15 protein-coding genes and 1 riboswitch are annotated in these 19,187 nt (G+C 63.4%); of the genes, 8 read left to right on the top strand and 7 right to left on the bottom strand.

Translation table 11 applies throughout. From position 1 onward, the window contains the following. Positions 1-34: 34 nt before the first annotated feature. Positions 35-119, bottom strand: a riboswitch (S-adenosyl-L-homocysteine riboswitch). A 7-nt stretch (positions 120-126) separates the two neighbouring features. From U6958_RS05465 to U6958_RS05435, 7 genes are all read right to left on the bottom strand, one after another. After that, a complete protein-coding gene (locus U6958_RS05465) occupies positions 127-861 on the bottom strand; it encodes a response regulator (protein ID WP_074922485.1) in 735 nt (244 codons plus the stop codon). Positions 862-872: 11 nt separating this feature from the next. After that, a complete protein-coding gene (locus U6958_RS05460) occupies positions 873-3,578 on the bottom strand; it encodes a sensor histidine kinase KdpD (protein WP_016448465.1) in 2,706 nt (901 codons plus the stop codon). Positions 3,579-3,612: 34 nt separating this feature from the next. Continuing rightward, on the bottom strand, positions 3,613-4,488 hold the full coding sequence (locus tag U6958_RS05455) for a TorF family putative porin (RefSeq protein WP_016448466.1): 876 nt from the start codon (positions 4,486-4,488) through the stop codon (positions 3,613-3,615). An 82-nt stretch (positions 4,489-4,570) separates the two neighbouring features. Continuing rightward, positions 4,571-6,655 carry a potassium-transporting ATPase subunit KdpB gene (gene kdpB / locus U6958_RS05450; protein ID WP_016452759.1) on the bottom strand — a complete coding sequence of 695 codons (2,085 nt, stop codon included), beginning with the start codon at positions 6,653-6,655 and terminating at the stop codon, positions 4,571-4,573. A gap of 3 nt (positions 6,656-6,658) precedes the next feature. Beyond that, entirely contained in the window at positions 6,659-7,393 is a 735-nt protein-coding gene (kdpC, locus tag U6958_RS05445; RefSeq protein ID WP_016448468.1) for a potassium-transporting ATPase subunit KdpC, read from the bottom strand. A gap of 71 nt (positions 7,394-7,464) precedes the next feature. After that, on the bottom strand, positions 7,465-9,171 hold the full coding sequence (gene kdpA / locus U6958_RS05440) for a potassium-transporting ATPase subunit KdpA (RefSeq protein WP_016448469.1): 1,707 nt from the start codon (positions 9,169-9,171) through the stop codon (positions 7,465-7,467). A 114-nt stretch (positions 9,172-9,285) separates the two neighbouring features. Then, the gene (locus tag U6958_RS05435; RefSeq protein WP_013800438.1) at positions 9,286-9,384 is read right to left on the bottom strand and encodes a potassium-transporting ATPase subunit F; all 99 of its coding nucleotides are present in this window, start codon (positions 9,382-9,384) and stop codon (positions 9,286-9,288) included. Positions 9,385-9,673: 289 nt separating this feature from the next. Here U6958_RS05435 and U6958_RS05430 point away from each other — a divergent pair, with 289 nt between their 5' ends. The 8 genes from U6958_RS05430 to U6958_RS05395 all read left to right on the top strand — a co-directional run bounded on the left by U6958_RS05430 (position 9,674) and on the right by U6958_RS05395 (position 19,114). Beyond that, positions 9,674-11,302 carry a peptide chain release factor 3 gene (locus tag U6958_RS05430; RefSeq protein ID WP_074922487.1) on the top strand — a complete coding sequence of 543 codons (1,629 nt, stop codon included), beginning with the start codon at positions 9,674-9,676 and terminating at the stop codon, positions 11,300-11,302. Positions 11,303-11,312: 10 nt separating this feature from the next. After that, complete coding sequence (locus U6958_RS05425; RefSeq protein ID WP_074922489.1) at positions 11,313-12,326, top strand: acyltransferase; 1,014 nt, start codon at positions 11,313-11,315, stop codon at positions 12,324-12,326. Continuing rightward, complete coding sequence (locus U6958_RS05420; RefSeq protein ID WP_143044602.1) at positions 12,323-13,681, top strand: hypothetical protein; 1,359 nt, start codon at positions 12,323-12,325, stop codon at positions 13,679-13,681. Before U6958_RS05425 ends, U6958_RS05420 begins: the two co-directional genes overlap by 4 nt. Further along, positions 13,674-14,018 (top strand): EamA family transporter, encoded by a 345-nt coding sequence (locus U6958_RS05415; RefSeq protein ID WP_074922492.1) that lies wholly within the window; start codon positions 13,674-13,676, stop codon positions 14,016-14,018. Before U6958_RS05420 ends, U6958_RS05415 begins: the two co-directional genes overlap by 8 nt. 150 nt (positions 14,019-14,168) lie before the next feature. Then, complete coding sequence (locus U6958_RS05410) at positions 14,169-15,257, top strand: acyltransferase (RefSeq protein WP_074922494.1); 1,089 nt, start codon at positions 14,169-14,171, stop codon at positions 15,255-15,257. 133 nt (positions 15,258-15,390) lie between these two features. Beyond that, positions 15,391-16,347: a glycosyltransferase family 2 protein gene (locus U6958_RS05405; RefSeq protein WP_074922495.1), complete on the top strand. Its 957-nt coding sequence runs from the start codon at positions 15,391-15,393 to the stop codon at positions 16,345-16,347. A gap of 47 nt (positions 16,348-16,394) precedes the next feature. Next, positions 16,395-18,230 (top strand): hypothetical protein, encoded by a 1,836-nt coding sequence (locus U6958_RS05400; RefSeq protein ID WP_074922497.1) that lies wholly within the window; start codon positions 16,395-16,397, stop codon positions 18,228-18,230. Positions 18,231-18,316: 86 nt separating this feature from the next. After that, positions 18,317-19,114, top strand: coding sequence for an HAD family hydrolase (locus tag U6958_RS05395; protein WP_074922554.1), 798 nt, complete (start codon positions 18,317-18,319; stop codon positions 19,112-19,114). Positions 19,115-19,187 lie beyond the last annotated feature (73 nt).

The following is a 19,187-nucleotide window of genomic DNA, read 5'->3' as shown; positions in this document are numbered from 1 at the left end:
GCGGGAGACGAAAAAAAGCTCACCGCACAGAAAGCGTGGGCGAGCGTCGTTGCAGGTATGACTCCGAGCCTCGCAGACCGCATCTGGTGAATGGGCCTGCTGCAACGCTCCTCGGAGAGGCGCTGATTATACCGATCCCGGGGATGCCTCACCGCCCAGCCCCACAAGCCGGTAGCCCACCTGCAGCTCGGTCACCAGGTGGCGCGGCTGGGCCGGCTCGTCCTCGATCTTCTGGCGCAGATTGGCCATGTGCACGCGCAGGTAATGGGCACGGCCCAGGTATTCGGGTCCCCAGACCTGCAGCAGCAGCTGGCGGTGGGTCATCACACGGCCCTGGGCGGCGATCAGCGCCGCCAGCAGGCGGAATTCGATGGGCGTGAGGTGCACCGGCTGGCCCGCACGCCGCACCTCGTACGTGGCCAGGTCCACCTGCACCTGGCCGAAGTGCACCTGGCTGGATGCAACTGCGCCGCCTGCGGCCCCCAGTTGCTGGCGGCGGCGCAGCATCACGCGCAGCCGGGCCAGCAGCTCGGGCACACCGAAAGGCTTGACCAGGTAATCGTCTGCGCCGGCGTCCAGGGCGGCCACCTTCTCGTCCTCGCGCTCGCGCGCGGAGAGCACGAGCACGGGCACGGAGGACCATCCGCGCAGCTCGGTGAGAACCTGCTTGCCGTCGGCATCCGGCAGGCCCAGGTCGAGGATGACCAGATCGGGCTGGCGGCTCGCCGCCTCGATCAGGCCCCGGCGCGCGCTGTCAGCCTCGAAGACCTGCCAGCCCTCGTCCTCCAGCACCAGGCGCACGAAGCGGCGGATGCCGGGGTCGTCCTCGATCATCAGGATGCGGTTGGTGGGCGTGCTCATGGCGCAAGACTCTAATCGAGCAATGGCTGCTCCGGCACCGGAAAGCGCAGCGTGAACACGGTGCCGGGGCCTGGGCGCGCGGCAGCGGCCTCGATGCGCCCGCCATGGGCCTCGACAATGCTGCGCACCAGCGCCAGCCCCAGGCCTATGCCCGAGACGGTGGACTCGGCCGTGCCGCGCGTGAAGGGCTCGAACAGCGTCTCCACGGGCAGGTGTGGCGGCAGGCCGGGCCCGCCATCCTGCACGGCCACAAGCACCTCGCCGTCCTGTTCGCGTGCGTGGATGGTCAGCGGCGTGCCGGCCGGCGTGTACTTGGCGGCGTTGTCCAGCAGGTTGACCAGCACGCGCTCCATGAGCACGGCATCGAGCTGCAGCAGCGGCAGGCTGGCGGGCACGTCGGTACTCACGGGATGCTCGTGCAGGCGCGCGCGCATCTGGCGCAGCGCGCTGCCGACCACTTCATCCAGCGGCAGCCATTCGCGCTGCAGGTGCACGCCGCCTTGCTGCAGGCGCGCCATGTCCAGCAGGTTCTCCACCAGTCGCTGCATGGCCTGGGCCTGGATGCGGACCTGCTCCAGCATGTCGGCTGCGCCGCCCGGCGGCACATGGCGCTGCGCGGCCTCGGCCGCGCCCAGGATGGTGGTCAGCGGCGTGCGCAGGTCGTGCGAGACGGCCGACAGCAAGGTGTTGCGCATGCGCTCGCCCTCCATGGCGATCTGGGTCTGCTGGGCCACGGCCACGAAGTGCTGACGCTCCAGCGCCAGCGCCACCTGGCTGGCACAGGCCTCCAGCAGGCGCTGCTCCTCGGGCACCTCCAGGCGCTGGGGCGCACGCAGCTGCAGCACCAGTACGCCCCGCATGCGCACGGGCGCCGCCAGCGGCACGTAGCGGGCCGGCGCGGCCGGCAGCGTGTCCGTGCCCTGGCCGGCCTGCTGGCCGTGGTCCATGGCCCAGCGCGCAATGCTGTCGTCCATGGGGCAGGAGCCGCCGCCGGCGGGGCGCAGGCGCTCGTCGGCATCGGGCAACAGCAGCCCGGCCTGGGCGTCGAACACGCCCGAGACCGTGCTCAGCGCAATCTCCACCACCTGCTCCTGCGTGAGCGCGCCCGAAAGGTCGCGCGCCAGCCGCGCCAGGGCGCCCGCGCGCCGCTCGCGCTCGGCCGCCACGCGCGCCTCGTGGCGCAGCCGCGCCATGAGCTGGCCGCAGACCAGGGCCACGCCCAGCATCAGCACGAAGGTGAACAGGTACTGCGTGTCGTTGACATGGAAGGATCCGCGCGGGGGCACGAAGAAAAAGTCGAAGCACAGTACCGACAGCAGCGCCGCCCAGGCGCCCGGGCCACGCCCCCAGCGCAACGAAGACAGCACGACGATGAGCAGGAACAGCATCACCACGTTGGCCGGGTCGAAGATGCGCAGCAGCTGCTCGGCCAGCACCGTGGCGGTCAAGCAGGCCAGGGTCACGCCGGCATAGCCCTTCCAGGGCAGCGGCCTGCGCCGCAGCGGTGCGGCAGGCGCGGCCTCGGTCCGGGCCGCGCTGGAGCCCCCGGAGAGCACCAGCACGTCGATGTCGGGATGCAGCTGGACGATGCGGTCGGGCAGGCTGCGGCCCCACCAGCGCCAGGGCGACCATGCCGGGCGCGGCGGCTGGGCCAGCACCAGGCGGCTGGCGTTGCGCTCGCGCGCGAAGGCAACCAGGGCCTCGGCCACATCGGCGCCCGGCAGCGTGGCCGTCTCGGCCCCCAGGCGCGCGGCCAGGGCCAGGGTCTTGAGCACGGCGGCCTGCACGCTGCGTGGGCGGTGCTGGCGCTGGGGCGCGTCCACGTACACCACCATCCAGCCAGCATCCAGCCGGCGTGCCATGCGCGCCACCTGGCGCACCAGGGCGTCGTCGCCCGCGTGCCCTGCCACGGCCACCAGCAGGCGCTCACGCGCAGGCCAGACCGTGCCTATGGAGCGCTCGCGCCGGTAGTCGCGCATGTCCTCGTCCACGCGGTCGGCCGTGCGGCGCAGTGCCAGCTCGCGCAGCGCCAGCAGGTTGCCGCGCCTGAAGAAGTTGCGCGAGGCCCGCTCGGCCTGCTCCATCATGTAGACCTTGCCGTCCTTCAAGCGGCGCAGCAGCTCGTCGGGCGAGATGTCGACGACGATGACCTCGTCGGCATCGTCGAAGATCTGGTCGGGCACGGTCTCGCGCACCGTGATGCCGACGATGCCGCCCACCACGTCGTTCAGGCTTTCCAGGTGCTGCACGTTGATCGTGGTCCAGACATCGATGCCTGCGTCCAGCAGCTCCTGCACGTCCTGCCAGCGCTTGGGATGGCGTGAGCCTGGCGCATTGCTGTGCGCCAGTTCATCGAGCAGCAGCACGCGCGGACGCCGCGCGAGCGCCGCATCCAGGTCGAACTCGCGCAGCGTCCGTCCCTGGTGCGGCAGCTCGCGCAGCGGCAGTTGCTCCAGGCCATGCAGCTGCTGCGCCGTTTCCTTGCGGCCATGGGTTTCCACGAGTCCCACCAGAACCTCGCGGCCCCCCTGGCGTTCGCGCTGGGCGGCGGCCAGCATGGCGTAGGTCTTGCCCACGCCTGCATTCGATCCGAAGTAGATGCGCAGCTTGCCCCGCCCCTCCTGCGCCCGCTCATGGCGCAGGCGCGCGACCAGGGCGTCGGGATCGGGGCGCGGCAGACCGGGCGGCGCCGGCTCGGCAGAGGACGAAATGGGCATGGTTCTCAGCCTAGCACCAGAGCGTGCCCCCACACTAGAACGCTGCCGACAGCGACAGCACCCAGCCGCTGCGGCCCAGGCTTTGCATCTGGCCTGCCGCATTGGCCGCGCGGTAGTAGCGCGTGTCGGCCGAGGTGCCGGCCCAGGCCAGCGTGGCCGTCCATGGCCCCCAGCTGCGGGCCAGCGAGACGCGCCAGTCGGCGTACGACAGTTCGCTGTAGTTGCGCACCTGCGTGTGGCCGGCATGCAGGCCCAGCACCGCCCAGTCGCCCAACGGATGCTGGTAGTTCAGGTCCAGATAGCTGCTGCCGCGTGAGCTGCCGCTGCCGGGAAGTGCCTCGGCAAAGGCCGTGGCCGCCGTGCTGTCGCGCAGGCCGAAGTAAGGCGTCAGCGCCAGCGACCATTTGGCGCTGAAGCCGCCGTGGGTGACGCCCAGATAGGCCTCGGTGGTGTCGTAGCGCACGCCGCCGCTGCCATCCCCGCGGGGCACGCGCGCGCCGGGGTAGTTGTAGTGCAGCAGGCCGATGTCGCCCGTCCAGCCCGGCAGCAGCTCGGTGCGCCAGCCGCCGTACAGGTCCAGCTCCAGCGCGCGGCCGTCCAGATAGCTGTGGCGCGACACGCTGGAGCCGGACACGCCCAGGTAGGCGCCGCGCGGCAGCGACAGCTCCAGCCCGCCTTGCAGCGCCGGCCCCATCCAGCTTTGCGAGATGCCACGGAAACGGTAGTCGCTGAGCAGCGCCACGCTGCCGGTGAGCGCGTAGGCGGGTGCGGGCGATTGCTGGGCATCGGCACTGGCAGCGTTGACGGGAGAGGTTTCGGCCTGGGCATGGCAGGACGCAGCCGCCAGCGACAGCAGTGCAGCCAGTGAGGCACGGGGGAAGAAGCGGGGGACGGCACAAGCGGCCGTCATGGAAGAAGCGGATTTCATCTTGGTTTTTGTACAGAGAAAGCAAGGCGGTGCCTGCCCGGGCGGGCAGGCTTGCCGCCAAAGATCAGGCCAGGCCGAAAGCCACCAGCAGCATGTCGATCAGCTTGATGCCGATGAAGGGGACGACCAGGCCCCCCAGCCCGTAGACCAGCAGGTTGCGCCGCAGCAGGGCCGAGGCGCCGATGGCGTGGTAGGGCACGCCACGCAAGGCCAGCGGTATCAGGACGATGATGATCAGCGCGTTGAAGATCACGGCGCTCAGGATGGCCGAGCCCGGGCTGGCCAGTCCCATGACATTGAGCGCCGACAGCTGCGGATACGTGCCCACGAAGGCGGCCGGGATGATGGCGAAGTACTTGGCCACGTCGTTGGCCACGCTGAAGGTGGTCAGCGCGCCGCGCGTCATCAGCATCTGCTTGCCGGTCTCCACGACCTCGATGAGCTTGGTCGGGTTGCTGTCCAGGTCCACCATGTTGCCGGCTTCCTTGGCCGCCTGGGTGCCGCTGTTCATGGCCACGGCCACGTCGGCCTGGGCCAGGGCGGGTGCGTCATTGGTGCCGTCGCCGGTCATGGCCACCAGCCGGCCTGCGGCCTGGTGTTCGCGGATCAGGCGCAGCTTGTCCTCGGGCGTGGCTTCGGCAAGGTAGTCGTCCACGCCGGCCTCGGCCGCAATGGCGGCGGCCGTGAGCGGATTGTCGCCCGTGATCATCACGGTCTTGATGCCCATGCGGCGCAGCTCGGCAAAGCGTTCGCGTATGCCGTGCTTGACCACGTCCTTGAGCTCGATCACGCCCAGCACGCGGGCGCCATCGGCCACCACCAGCGGCGTGCTGCCGCGCCGCGAGACATCCTCCACCACCTTGAGCATGGCGGGCGGGAACTTGCCGCCCATGGCTTCGACGTGGCGGCGCACGGCGTCGGCCGCGCCCTTGCGCAGGCTGCGCGTGCCGCCGTCGGGCTGCGGCATGTCCACGCCGCTCATGCGCGTCTGGGCCGTGAAGGGCACGAAGACGGCATGCAGGGTTGCCAGGTCACGCTCGCGCAGGCCATGCATTTCCTTGGCCAGCACGACCACGCTGCGGCCCTCGGGTGTCTCGTCGGCCAGTGATGCCAGCTGCGCCGCATCGACCAGCTGCGCGGCCGTCACGCCGGGAGCGGGCAGGAATTCGCTGGCCTGGCGGTTGCCCAGCGTGATGGTGCCGGTCTTGTCCAGCAGCAGCACGTCCACGTCGCCGGCCGCCTCCACGGCGCGGCCCGAAGTGGCGATCACGTTGGCCTGCATCATGCGGCTCATGCCTGCCACGCCAATGGCCGACAGCAGGCCGCCGATGGTGGTCGGGATCAGGCACACCAGCAGGGCGACCAGCACCGTCAGTCCCACGACCTGCCCGCTGCCCGTCAGCTCCACCGCAAAGGCCGAATAGGGCCGCAGCGTGACGATGACCAGCAGGAACAGCAGCGTCAGTCCGACCAGCAAGATGGTCAGCGCCAGTTCGTTGGGCGTCTTGTGGCGGCGGGCCGACTCCACCATGGAGATCATGCGGTCCAGGAAGGACTCGCCGGGGTTCACGGTGATCTGCACCACCAGCCAGTCCGACAGCACGCGCGTGCCGCCGGTGACCGAAGAGAAGTCGCCGCCGGCCTCGCGGATCACGGGGGCCGATTCGCCGGTGATGGCGCTTTCGTCCACCGAGGCCACGCCCTCGATCACCGTGCCGTCCAGCGGTATGGTGTCGCCGGCCTCGACCAGCACCCACATGCCCGAGCGCAGTTCTTCCGCACCCACGGGATGCCAGCGGCTTTGGTAGCTGGCCTGCTCCAGCTTCTTGGCGACCGTGCTGCGCTTCATGCTGCGCAGGCTCGCGGCCTGGGCGCGGCTGCGCCCCTCGGCCAGCGCCTCCGCAAAATTGGCGAACAGCACGGTGAACCACAGCCACAGCGCAATGGCCAGGATGAAGCCCGCAGGCGCCTCGCCCTCGCCCGCCAGGGCCTGGGCCCAGAGCAGGCTGGTGAAGATGGCGCCCAGATAGACCACGAACATCACCGGGTTGCGCCATTGCGCGCTCGGTGCCAGCTTGCGGATGGAGTCACCCAGCGCCTGGCGCACCAGCGAAGGATCGAACAGGGACAAAGCAGTTTTGCGCGACATGGCTTACTCCTTGGCGGCATTGGCTGCCGCAGGCTGCAGCGTCGCGGCCGAGAGATCGTCCAGCGCCAGATTCAACTGCAGCACGTTCACGCGCGGCTCACCCAGCAGGCCCAGAACGCGCGGCTGCATCTGCTGGCGCAGCAGTTCCTGGACCTTGGCCACAGGCAGCTGGCGCTCGCGTGCCACGCGCGGCAGCTGCAGCTCGGCATTGGCCACAGAGATGTGCGGATCCAGGCCGGAGGCCGAGGCCGTCACGGCATCCACAGGCACAGCGGCATCTGCCGCAAGACCATTGAGTTCGCGGTAGGCCGCCACGCGCGCCGCCACGGACTCCTTGAGCGCCGCGTGGGTCGACCCCTGGTTGGTGGCAGCCGACAGCGCGGCGTTGTAGGGCGCGGCCACCGTGGCATCGGCCTTGTCGGGATCCGGCGCCGTGGTGGCGCTGGGCCGACCCTGGAAATAACGGGGCGAAGCGAACTCCTGCCCGATCAGGGCCGAGCCCACGACCGAGCCCTGGCGCGTGATCAGGCTGCCATTGGCGGCCTTGGGAAACGCGGCCTGGGCCACGAGCGTGGTGACCAGCGGATACGCCAGGCCCGTGACCACGGCGACGAACAGCGCCGACCGCAGGCTGGGGCCGAACAGCGAGCGCAGCCCGCCGGCATCGGTCTGGGATGGAACCTGCGCATCGGTGCGCAGCACCGGCAACGGGCCGGAAGTGTGTGTTTGAACTTGCATTTCGGAAACCTCCGCCGCGCTGCTGTGTCAGGCACAGCAGGCGGCCAGGAAAAAAACGGGCTCAGGGGTGTTCAGGGATAGACCTGTCCTGACAGCATCTGCAGTTGCTCGACCACAGGGCCCAGGGCCAGCGAAGGCAGGAAGGTCAGTCCACCGACCACTACCACCACGAAGACCAGCAAGCCCATGAACAGCGGCGTGGCCGTCGGGAAGGTGCCCGGCCCCGCAGGCACGGTGGGCTTGGCCGCCAGGCTGCCGGCCAGGGCCAGCATGGGCAGCAGTGTCAGATAGCGGCCAGCCAGCATGGCCAGGCCGATGGTGGTGTTGAAGAACGGCGTGTTCGCATTCAGGCCCGCAAAGGCCGAACCGTTGTTGGCCGTGCCCGAGGCATAGGCATAGAGCACCTCCGAGAAGCCGTGCGGCCCCCGGTTGGTCAGACTGGCCATGGTGTCGGGCCAGACCGCAGCCAACGCCGTGAAGCCCAGGATGGAGATCGGGTGCGCCATCACGGCCAGCATCACCAGCTTGATCTCGCGCGCCTCGATCTTCTTGCCCAGGAACTCGGGCGTGCGGCCGATCATCATGCCGGCCAGGAAGACCGTGAGGATGGCGTACTGCAGCAGGTTGATCAGGCCCACGCCGTCGCCGCCGAACACACAGTTGAGCATCATCTGCGCCAGCGGTACCAGCCCGCCCAGGGGCGTCAGCGAGTCATGCATGGCATTGACCGAGCCCGTGGTCGCGGCCGTGGTCGTGGTCACGAACAGCGCCGTATCGGCGATGCCGAAGCGCAGCTCCTTGCCCTCCATGTTGCCGCCCGGCTGGGTGGCGCTGATCTGCTGGTCGGCACCTGCGGCCGTGAGCAGCGGATTGCCGGCCTGCTCGGCCGTGAACACCAGCGCCAGAAAGCCAACGAACATCACCAGGCAGGCGCCGAACAGCACCCAGCCCTGGCGACGGCGCAGCAGCATGGAGCCAAGCGCATAGGTCAGCGCCGACGGGATCAGCAGCATGCCCAGGATGTGGAATGCGTTGGTCAGCGGCGTGGGGTTCTCGAACGGATGGGCCGCATTCATGCCGAAGAAGCCGCCACCGTTGGTGCCGATGTGCTTGATGCTCTCCAGGCTGGCCACGGGGCCGAGAAGAATCTGCTGGCGAGCGCCTTCCAGCGTCGTCGCCCAGACCTGGCCATCCAGCGTCTGAGGCACACCCTGCCACACATAGACCAGGGCCACCACAAAGCTCAGCGGCAGCATCACGCGCCAGAGCATGCGCACATAGTCCACCCAGTAGTTGCCCAGGTCCGAGGCACTGGAGCGCGCCAGGCCGCGGATGACACCCGCCGCGGCGACCACGCCCGTGGTCGCGCCAGCGAACATCATGAAGGTGATGGCCACCATCTGCGTGGCGTTGGACAGGCTGCTCTCGCCCGAATACGCCTGCCAGTTGGTATTGGTCACAAAGGACACGGCCGTGTTGAAGGCCAGGTCCGGTGTCTGCGCCGCATTGCTCAGCGCATTGAGCGGCATCCAGCCCTGCAGGCGCAGCAGCGCATAGCCCAGCAGCAGCATGGCGCCGTTGGACAGCAGCAGCGCCAGCCCGTAGCGCTGCCAGCCCATGCGCTCGGCCGGGTTCACGCCCAGGGCGCGAAAGCTCAGCCGCTCGATCCAGGCATGGTGCTCACTCGTGAAGCAGCGTGCCAGCCACTGCCCCATGGGCACGGCCAGCGCCGTCATCAGCAGCAGCACCAGTGCATATTCCATCCAGGTCAACCACATGGAGGTCTCCTTTCAGGCAGTCAAATCCGGCCCAGCGCCGCCACGAAGGCCAGCAGGCCCCCGAAGCAGCCCAGGCTCAGGGCGATAAAGATCAGGTCTTGCATCTGCGCCACCTCAGAACTGTTCGGGCCGCAGCAATGCGTATCCGAGGTAGACAAACACAGCCAGGGCGCCCAGGGCGCCCAGCCATCCGGTGATTTCGGTCAGGGTCATAGGGATTTCTCCCGCATCGGCGCCGCATGGCGGCACCTGTTGTTGCGATGGGGAAAACTCTAGGGCCGGGGCTGTCAAAAGCGGATTGAGATTGCGACGTGCCGTATCAAGACGGCATCAAGAAACCAGGGACACGACTTACATCCCTGTTCGCCGATATTCCCGGTGCGAAAGTAGAATGGCGGCCATTTGCGGCCTCGCTTGGCTCCATACCCCAATGGCCGCCCGCGACAGACATTACGTCTCCCTTTCCTGGCAGGCACCGCCCTGCCTCTGCGCTTTCAATACTGTGTCATACGCCTCTGAAACCCGGCGCCGCCGGACTTTTGCCATCATTTCCCACCCCGACGCGGGCAAGACCACGCTGACCGAGAAGCTGCTGCTGTTCTCGGGCGCGATCCAGATCGCGGGCGCCGTCAAGGGCCGCAAGGCCAGCCGCCACGCCACCTCCGACTGGATGGAAATCGAAAAGCAGCGCGGCATCTCGGTGGCCAGCTCGGTCATGCAGATGAGCTACCGCGACCATGTGGTCAATCTGCTCGACACCCCGGGCCACAAGGACTTCTCGGAAGACACCTACCGCGTGCTCACGGCCGTGGACTCGGCGCTGATGGTCATCGACGCCGCCAACGGCGTGGAATCGCAGACCCGCCGCCTGATCGAGGTCTGCCGCCAGCGCGACACCCCCATCATCACTTTCGTCAACAAGATGGACCGCGAAGTGCGCGATCCGCTGGACATCCTCGACGAAGTCGAACGCGAGCTGGGCATGCCCTGCTGCCCCGTCACCTGGCCCGTGGGCCAGGGCAAGCAGTTCGGCGGCATCATCAACCTGCTCACCCAGACCATGACGGTGTTCCAGCCCGGCAGCGAACGCCGCCCCCAGGACTTCGAGGCCATCCCCCTGGCCGAGGCCGACAAGCTGCGCGCGCGCTTCGGGCAGGCCTTTGACGACGCGCTCGACAGCATGGAACTGGCCCAGGGCGCCTCGGCCCCCTGGGACCATGAGGCCTTCCTGGCCGGCAAGCTCACGCCGGTCTTCTTCGGCTCGGGCGTGAACAACTTCGGTGTCATGGAAGTGCTGGATGCCGTGGTCGACATGTCGCCCCCGCCCGGCCCCCGCAAAAGCTCGCTGCTGGTCAACAAGCAGCCTGTGGAAAAGATCATCCACCCCGAGGACGAAGGCTTCTCCGGCGTGGTCTTCAAGGTCCAGGCCAACATGGATGCCAACCACCGTGACCGCATCGCCTTCGTGCGCGTGGCCTCGGGCAAGTACACGCCCGGCATGAAGATGAAGGTCCAGCGCACCGCCAAGGAACTGCGTCCCACCTCGGTCGTGACCTTCATGAGCCAGCGCCGCGAAGCCGTCGAAGAAGCCTATGCGGGCGACATCATCGGCTTCACCACGCATGGTGGCGTGCAGTTGGGCGACACCATCACCGACGGCGCGAGCCTGCAATTCACGGGCCTGCCCTTCTTCGCCCCTGAAATGTTCATGACCGTGGTGCTCAAGAACCCGCTGCGCACCAAACAGCTGCAGCAGGGCCTGATGCAGCTGGGCGAGGAAGGCGCCATCCAGGTCTTCAAACCCGAAGCCGGCGGCAACATGCTGCTGGGCGCCGTGGGCCAGCTGCAGTTCGAAGTGGTGCAGCACCGCCTGAACACCGAATACGACTGCGACATCCGTCTGGAAGGCTGCCAGTACACGGCCGCCCGCTGGATCACGGCCGACACGCCGGGCGAACTGCGCGAATTCGAGAACGCCTACCCGCTGCGCATGGCGCGTGATGCGGCCGACACGCTGGCCTATCTGTGCACGTCGCCGTATGACGTGCGGCTGGCGCAGGAGCGGTTTCCGAAGATCCATTTCCATCCGCTGCGCGAGCATGCGGGGTTGGCGTTGCAGGCCAACACATAACGACAACACCATGGCATCCACATCCGCCACGCACCCGGGCAACAACTTCGACTTCATCCGTATCGTTGCAGCCTCCATGGTCCTGGTCAGCCATCACTATGCGCTGACCGGGCAGATGGAGCCGTCGTTTTTTGGCCTGTACAGCCTTGGCGGGTTGGCGGTCACCATCTTTTTCATCATCAGCGGCTATCTGGTCATGACCAGTTGGCAAAGAGACCCCAATGTGTTCCGCTTTGGACTGCGGCGTTTCTTGCGTATATGGCCAGCACTGACTTTCGTGGTAATTTTCGTGGCCTATGGGCTTGGTACATGGGTGACGACGCTTCCCGCCCGGGAGTATCTGCAGCATGGTGCCACGTCAGCCTACCTTGCTACCCTGTGGATGAAAATTCACTACGTGCTGCCGGGGGTCTTCGAACGCAACCCCTATGCTCTGGGCGTGAATGGATCCCTATGGACTATTCCGTATGAAGTGCGCTGCTATATCGTTCTAGGCACCGCAGGAGCCCTGGGCTTGCTCAAGCGAAAAACTATTCTCTTGGCGGCCATTGCTATATTCATGGCCTGGTATTTCAAAAAAAGTAACCCTGATATCACTGGGGCCCTGAATTATGGCAGGGAGCTCAGCGCTTTCTTTCTAGCCGGCGTAGCACTGTGCGCGCTGCAGCCGTACTGGCAACGGAGTCCCCTGCTCTGGTTTTTCATAATTGGAACTGGATTCATCGCCTTTTGGTACGTGGACTGGAAGCACACGGCAATGCTTCTCGGCCTTCCTTTTCTCGTCATCTTCATTGGCAATCTTGTCTCGCCCGTCATCTCTCAAGCCGGTCGCTGGGGTGATCCATCCTACGGCATATACCTTTTCGCATTCCCCATACAGCAGACCGTAATTCTTTACACCTGGCCTGCCTCGGGATTTCTGGGCACAATGGCTTTATCCATGGCGATAACAGTCGCGATGGCATATGCCAGTTGGCATATCATTGAGAAACAAGCGCTAAAATTCAAGCCTCGCAAGTCATGAACACAATGATTACCCAACGCCATTCTTTTTTGCGATTCTCAGGCATATTTCTGCTAATTGCAATCATTTATCTGGCATGGCTAGTAGCCTGTTGGCCAGGCATTCTTGGCCAAGATAGCCTGGCTATCATGCTGCAGGTGGATACACAGCGGAAATTTGAATCCGGAAAACCTGTTTTCTGGTACATGTACAATCTTCTTTTCTATGGCACCACTGGACGAACTGAGGTACCCATAGGCGTCCAGCTTCTCATATGCGCGATTATCTGCGCGCGCATCCTCTTCTGGATGCTGGAACGGCAGCTGTACAAAAGCTTCGCCTACTGCCTTTTCTTCGTCGCTCTGGCCCCGAGCGTCGTCTTCTATGCCAGTAGCATGTACTCAGATGGAGTCTATGCGGTCACATTGAGTGGCATGCTGTTCGAAGCCTGGAGGTGCATACGACGACGTCAGATCGATTCTTGGTCGGCCTTCATTTTCCTTCTTACCATTCCATTTGCCATCTTCTCCAGGCCCAATGGAATTATCAACTTCATCCCTCTGCTCGTGCTCGGCTGGGTGCTAGCACGCCCCCAGCGTCTGCGGCTCTTAGCAATCGTCATACCATGGTGTACCGTCATGCTTTACGGGCATATCAGCTTCAAGAGCAACTACAGCATAGGAACCATTTTTCCTGTGGCACTTTACGAAACCGTTGGTTTTCTTGAGCACCGCCCTATGGGCCTCTGGGAACACAATCAACCACGCATCACGCCCAAGACCCTTGAGGCGCTGACCTCGCTGGGCAGCTCCATCGAGCACATTCAAGAATTCTACGATCACTACTATTGGGATCCTCTGGTATTTTTCCCACAAGGCCCTGCCCTGCTCTCGCTTTCCAAAAAGGATCGGCGAACCATTGTTCGCGAGTTTTTCAAATACAACCTCTGGCATAACTTCCCTGCTTTTGCAGCAAGTCGGGTCAATATCTTCCTTTATTCGGCTCTTGCCAATGGCGGGTTTCCTGGGCCCACCTACAACAAGATCATACTTCCACAAACAAAATCCATTTCCAAGCCCAACATCCATCAATGGGTCACAGACAAACCTCTGCTCGATTATTTTGAATTCTCCATGAATCACCGTGGAATATTCTGGGCGCCCTGGGTTGGGTTAATCTTGATTTTCATGGCAAGCTATCGCTTCATCAAGAACAGAAATCTGGGGGATGGCGTAGTTGCGGCCACCTATACAATACAGTTGGCAGCTGTATTCATATTCTCCATTGCGGGAGAGTATCGATATCTCTTAGCCTTCTTCACAGCTCCCTTGGTGCTGCTTCCTCTCCTACAGACCTCATCACAGGACAATGTCTAAGTTCACCATTGCACTCACCTTGCTATGCGTACTGTGTATCAGCTTGGGCCAGATTCTCTTCAAGAAGGCTGCAGCAGCCTTTACCGATCCCATGACGTGGCAAGCTTTGGTGCTAAACAGCTGGCTCATTGCTTCACTGATTCTTTACGGCCTGACCACCATAGGGTGGGTATGGATACTCAAGAATGTCCCACTTCACCTAGCCTATCCATTTATGGGATTGGCATTCCTGATTGTTCCCTTGCTTGCCTGGCTCATATTAGGCGAGCCTTTGCACTGGAAGACGTTTGCCGGCGGCCTGCTGATCCTAGCTGGCGTTGCCCTTGCCTCTCTTTAAATTGCTAGCTATTCGAAATAAAAAAACCATTCCACAGCAGCATCCACACCATAAAAACATCCGACTACTTTCCAAAAATTTATTGACACTTACGCCAAAAGCTCTCCATACATTTGAATGACTTTTGACTTCAAAGAACCAGCAAGATAAATGACAAAAGACTTGAGTTGGATACAAGCATTACGGGGAATTGCAGCACTCATGGTGCTATTTTTTCACATGAGTCCACATTGGGAACTTGCCCCCGCTCTTAAATCCGCGACAGGAGTCATGAAATGGGGATTCTCAGGCGTAGACATATTTTTTGCCCTCAGTGGATTTGTTGTCTATCGATCATCACGTCGGACAGTCGCATCAGAGGGGCTCTGGGTTTTTGTCAAAAAACGTCTTCTCCGTATCTATCTTGGTTATTGGCCAGTCCTGATACTAATCGCATTGACAACCATTTTCATCTACAACGAGAGTCTTCCCAATGTGAAGAAGATGGTGTTCAGCATCCTGCTTCTTTATCCCAATATCTGGGACAACTGGCTTCCTCCCGCATGGTCGCTGACGATGGAGATCTACTTTTATCTGTGGATCGCACTCATAACGCTGCTGCCGCAGCACCATCAGCTCAAAGGCATTGTTTGCGCCTTGGTGATGCTGACTATTTGGAATGCCGGTTGGCTGATTGCAGATCGCCCCAGCGTTTTCGTCGGCCAGCAGCCCCTGCGTTATCTGCTGACGGGACTGGGCCTGGAATTTCTCGCCGGTGCACTGATCTCCCATATTTACAGCCAAGGCCAGCGCTTCAGCCGCAGCCATCTATGGATTCCCATGTGCGTGAGCCTGGCCTGTGCCAGCCTCGCACTGGGCATGACCTCGCCCTATTTCGACCGCGTGGAAATCATGCGCGCGACCAGCTTCGGAGTCATGGGCATCTCAGTGGTGGTGCTGGCGCTGTCGCTGGAGCAGACACGCTTGACTCCGCCCTCGTGGCTCGTCCGCGTGGGAGATGCCTCCTACAGCCTTTATCTGCTACATACATTTTTGCTGGATGTCAGCGGCAGGCTACGCCTCAAATACCAGATCAACTCGCCCGCCGAGTTGCTTACTTTCATGCTTGCTCTGCCCGTGGTAATCGTTCTGATCAGCATGTGCTGGTACCGCTGGGTGGAGAAACCCATCATGGCAAGGGCTTTACCGGCGGGAAATAAGACCCGGGCACCAAGCAGCCCTGTCGGGCTCCACACATAAGATGAGTGCCCGGCCTTGAGGCCCTCAAACGACACATACCGCTTGGCAACTCAAAGATATTCAGCTTGCCGAAGCACGCGGACTGGAGCGGCAGCCTTCCCCCTGAGACAACAGAGAGCAACTACCAATGACAATGCGCATAGCCGTCGCCATCCCCTGCTACAAGGTCACCCAACATGTGCTCGGTGTCATCCATGCCATCGGCCCCGAGGTCGAGGCCATCTATGCCGTGGACGATGCCTGCCCCGCCGGCAGCGGACGCTTCATTGAGGAACACAACACCGACCCGCGCGTACGTGTGCTCTACAACCCAGAGAACCGGGGCGTCGGCGGAGCCATCGTAACAGCCTACAAGGCAGCCATTGCCGACGGCATGGAGATCGTGGTCAAGATTGACGGCGACGGCCAGATGGACCCTTCATTGCTGCCGCTGTTCGTGCGGCCACTGCTGCGCAAACAGGCCGACTACACCAAGGGCAACCGTTTCTACCGGCCGGAGTCCGTGCAGGATATGCCGCCTGTGCGCCTGTTCGGCAATGCGGTTCTGTCCTTCATGACCAAGCTCAGCTGCGGCTACTGGAACGTGATGGACCCCACCAACGGCTACACCGCCGTGCGCACCTGCGTGCTGGCCGAGTTGCCACTGGACAAGCTGGAGAACCGCTACTTCTTCGAGACCGACATGCTGTTTCGCTTGAACACGGTGCGCGCCGTAGTCAAGGATGTGCCCATGGATTCTGTCTACGCGGATGAAGAATCCAACCTCAAGATCGGCAAGGTGCTGCCTGAGTTCCTGCGCAAGCATGCTTCGCGCCTATGGCGGCGCTACGTCTACAACTATCTGGTGCGCGACTTCAATATAGGCACGATATACAGCCTGAGCGGTACGCTGCTTGTCTTGTTGGGCACACTCTTCGGTCTCTGGCATTGGATTGGGAGCGGCAGCCATCCCGCGACCAGCGGCACCGTCATGCTTGCGGCCCTGCCCATCATCATCGGTATCCAGTGCCTGATCGCCTTTCTGCACTATGACGTCGACAGTGTTCCCTCCGAGCCTGTCAGCCTTTCTCTGGAAGACTCGGCCAATTGATACGTAACGATCAACGTATCCAGTACGCCACCCCGTCGCACAGTCCAATGCAAAAACATCTTCGTCTTTCCTTGGCGGTGCTTGCACTTGCATGTACCGCCTCTGCCAGCGGATCGCAAGCGGCCTCACCTTCTCGGTCGCCGCTTATCCTCGCTCCCAGCATCGAAGGATGGTTCATCTGCGATGAGGCTGCTGGCAATGCGAAGTTGAGAACGCTCGAGGAATTGTTCAATTTCTGCCGCACGAGAGGCCTTGATGGTGCTCCAGCCATCGAGCAATTGCTGAACAAGCTGGAGCCGGGTGGACCTCAAGGCTCCGTCCAAGTGGGCTACACCATCACCCTGCCCCTGCTGACGCTGTATGGGCATACCCCTCAAGGCTGGGAGATCGACGCATCCCGTGTGGAAAGCTTTTTGAATGTCATCCGCAAGGTGGAGCGACCGGTTGTGGTCTATCTCATGGCAGATCACTTCGACTCCACGGGCCCCATCGTCGTCGACCTTGCCCAAGATCCTCGCAACCTGATGCAGTTGCGTGATGGCAAACGATTGGAGCTTCGCTATTTCGGCTATCGGATCATGCCGTACACGCTGTCGGATGACCCCGCCATTGCCGTCAACCTGTACCGTTTCAAGGCGCTGGAGTACGTTGCAAAGAGAATCCGAGCGCTTCCCGATGCGGTGCAAAAGCGCATCGTCGCCTACACGCTGCCGGGCGAACTGCACCACATGTTCCCTGACTTCCAGAACGGCATGGGCGCCTACCAATCCATCCAGGTCACAGACTACAGTCCGGATTCCGTTGCAGGCTTTCGGCGCTGGTTGCAGTCCAAGTACAAGGATGTGGGACAGCTGAAAAAGCAGACCGGACTGGACTATCCTTCGTTTGATGCCGTCCCAGCCCCATCCAAGGACATTCGCAAGGAGCGCCTGAGCTCCTTTGGCGAGCACTATGACGCCTTCGCAGGTGGCACGCTGCCGATTGCAGGCTGGCTGTGGGACCCTGAGCAGGCCGTGAAAAAGCTGGATCTGTACGTGGATGGCAAATTCGTCGCACCTGTTGCCCGCGGGCTGGGCAGGCTGGATGTCTACCGTGCCGTGGATGCGATCACCGACCCCAACACAGGCTTTCGGCATGACTTGGACTACCGAGACCTGCCGCCAGGAAAGCACATAGCACAGGTCGTTGCCGCAACCCATGAACGACGGTACTTGCTGGCCAATGTGGAGTTCATGGTCGTTCCGCGCGACCAGAGCAAGGTATCGGCACAGCCGCCCAAGCGACTGGGATGGATGCAGCGGATCTCAACGCTGCGCGGAGTGCGCACCTGGCTGGACATGCCGGCCGGACCGCAAGACCTCTACTACAACCCGTTGGCGCAGGACTGGAACACCTACCGTGAATCGCAGGTGTACGGTCTTCTGAAAGCCTTCCACCAAAAGGCCGTAGATGCAGGGCTGCCGGCTGAAAAAATCTACTCGCATCAGATCGTGGCGAATGTGAACTCGTCCTGGAACCCGCAATTGCTTGCCTCCGACAAGACGATCGGTGGCGATACACCCTGGCGAACCGGCGTGAACATGTATGGCGGCACCACCAACAGCGAGTGGATGCGCAACTACATAAGGCAAATTGGCATCACCAGTTACGGCGTCCCAGAGTTCAACCCGCAGCAGTGGAAGCGCGAAGGAGCGCACCTGAAAGCCATGCAGTCGCACTATGACAACGGCGCAACCTTCATCAGTCCCTACTACTTCTCGCTGATTCCCGCCCGCCTGGGCGCGGCCGAACACGGCGTCAACCGCATGGAGCTGTCCCCAGACAACCCCAAGGACGGCTCCGACAAGTTCTACAAGGCCATCGTCGAGTTCGCCAGGCAGTAGGATGGAGCCCTTGCGCGCACGGTCCGTGCGCGCAAACGCTGCCCTTCTACAAGCCGCCCCGGGCGGCTTTCTGCATTTTGACGACCGTGCCTACAACCCTCCAGCCGCTGTCCCTCTGGACACCTCCCGCATCGCCGCTCGGCATCCTCACCGACATCGACGACACCCTGACCACCGAGGGCGTGGTGCCGGACCATGTCGTCGATGCCATCGCCCGGCTCAAGCAGTCCGGCCTGCGCGTGGTGCCGATCACGGGCAGGCCCGTAGGCTGGAGCGAGCCGTTTGCCCAGGCCTGGCCCGTGGATGCCATCGTGGCCGAGAACGGCGCCGTGGCACTGCGGCGCAATGCGCAGGGCGGGCTGGACAAGCTCTACCAGCAGGACGAGGCCACACGCACTGCAAACTACGCGCGCATGCAGCAGGTGCTGGCCGAGATCGAGGCCACCGTGCCCGGCGCGCTGCGCGCCACCGACTCGGCGGGCCGCGAATGCGACATTGCCGTGGACCATAGCGAATTCACGCAGATGCCCCAGCAGGACATTGACCGGTGCGTGACCATCATGAAGGCGGCGGGCATGAACGCCACCGTCAGCTCCATCCACATCAACGGCTGGTTTGGCGCGCACAACAAGCTCGAAGGCGCGCGATGGATCCTGCGCACCCTGTTCGACATCGACCTCGACGCCACGCTGGACCGCTGGATCTACATCGGCGACTCCACCAACGACCAGCTGATGTTCGAGCACATGCCCCACAGCCTGGGCGTGGCCAACATCGCGCGCTTCGTGCCCCAGCTCAAGCACCTGCCTCGCCATGTCACGCAGGCCGAGCGCGGCGACGGCTTTGCCGAAATGGCGCAGTATTTGCTGTCCCAGCGCCCCTGATCCACAGGGCCGAGGGCCGGTGCTGCCCTTGCAGGCCTTCGCCCTCGACCACCCCTCCCGATCTGCGGGACCC

Source organism: Delftia lacustris, from assembly GCF_040267515.1.
In the GTDB taxonomy this organism is placed as follows: Bacteria; Pseudomonadota; Gammaproteobacteria; order Burkholderiales; family Burkholderiaceae_C; genus Comamonas; species Comamonas tsuruhatensis.
Note: the sequence above shows the minus strand (reverse complement) of the source record. Positions and strands in the feature narration are given on the sequence as shown.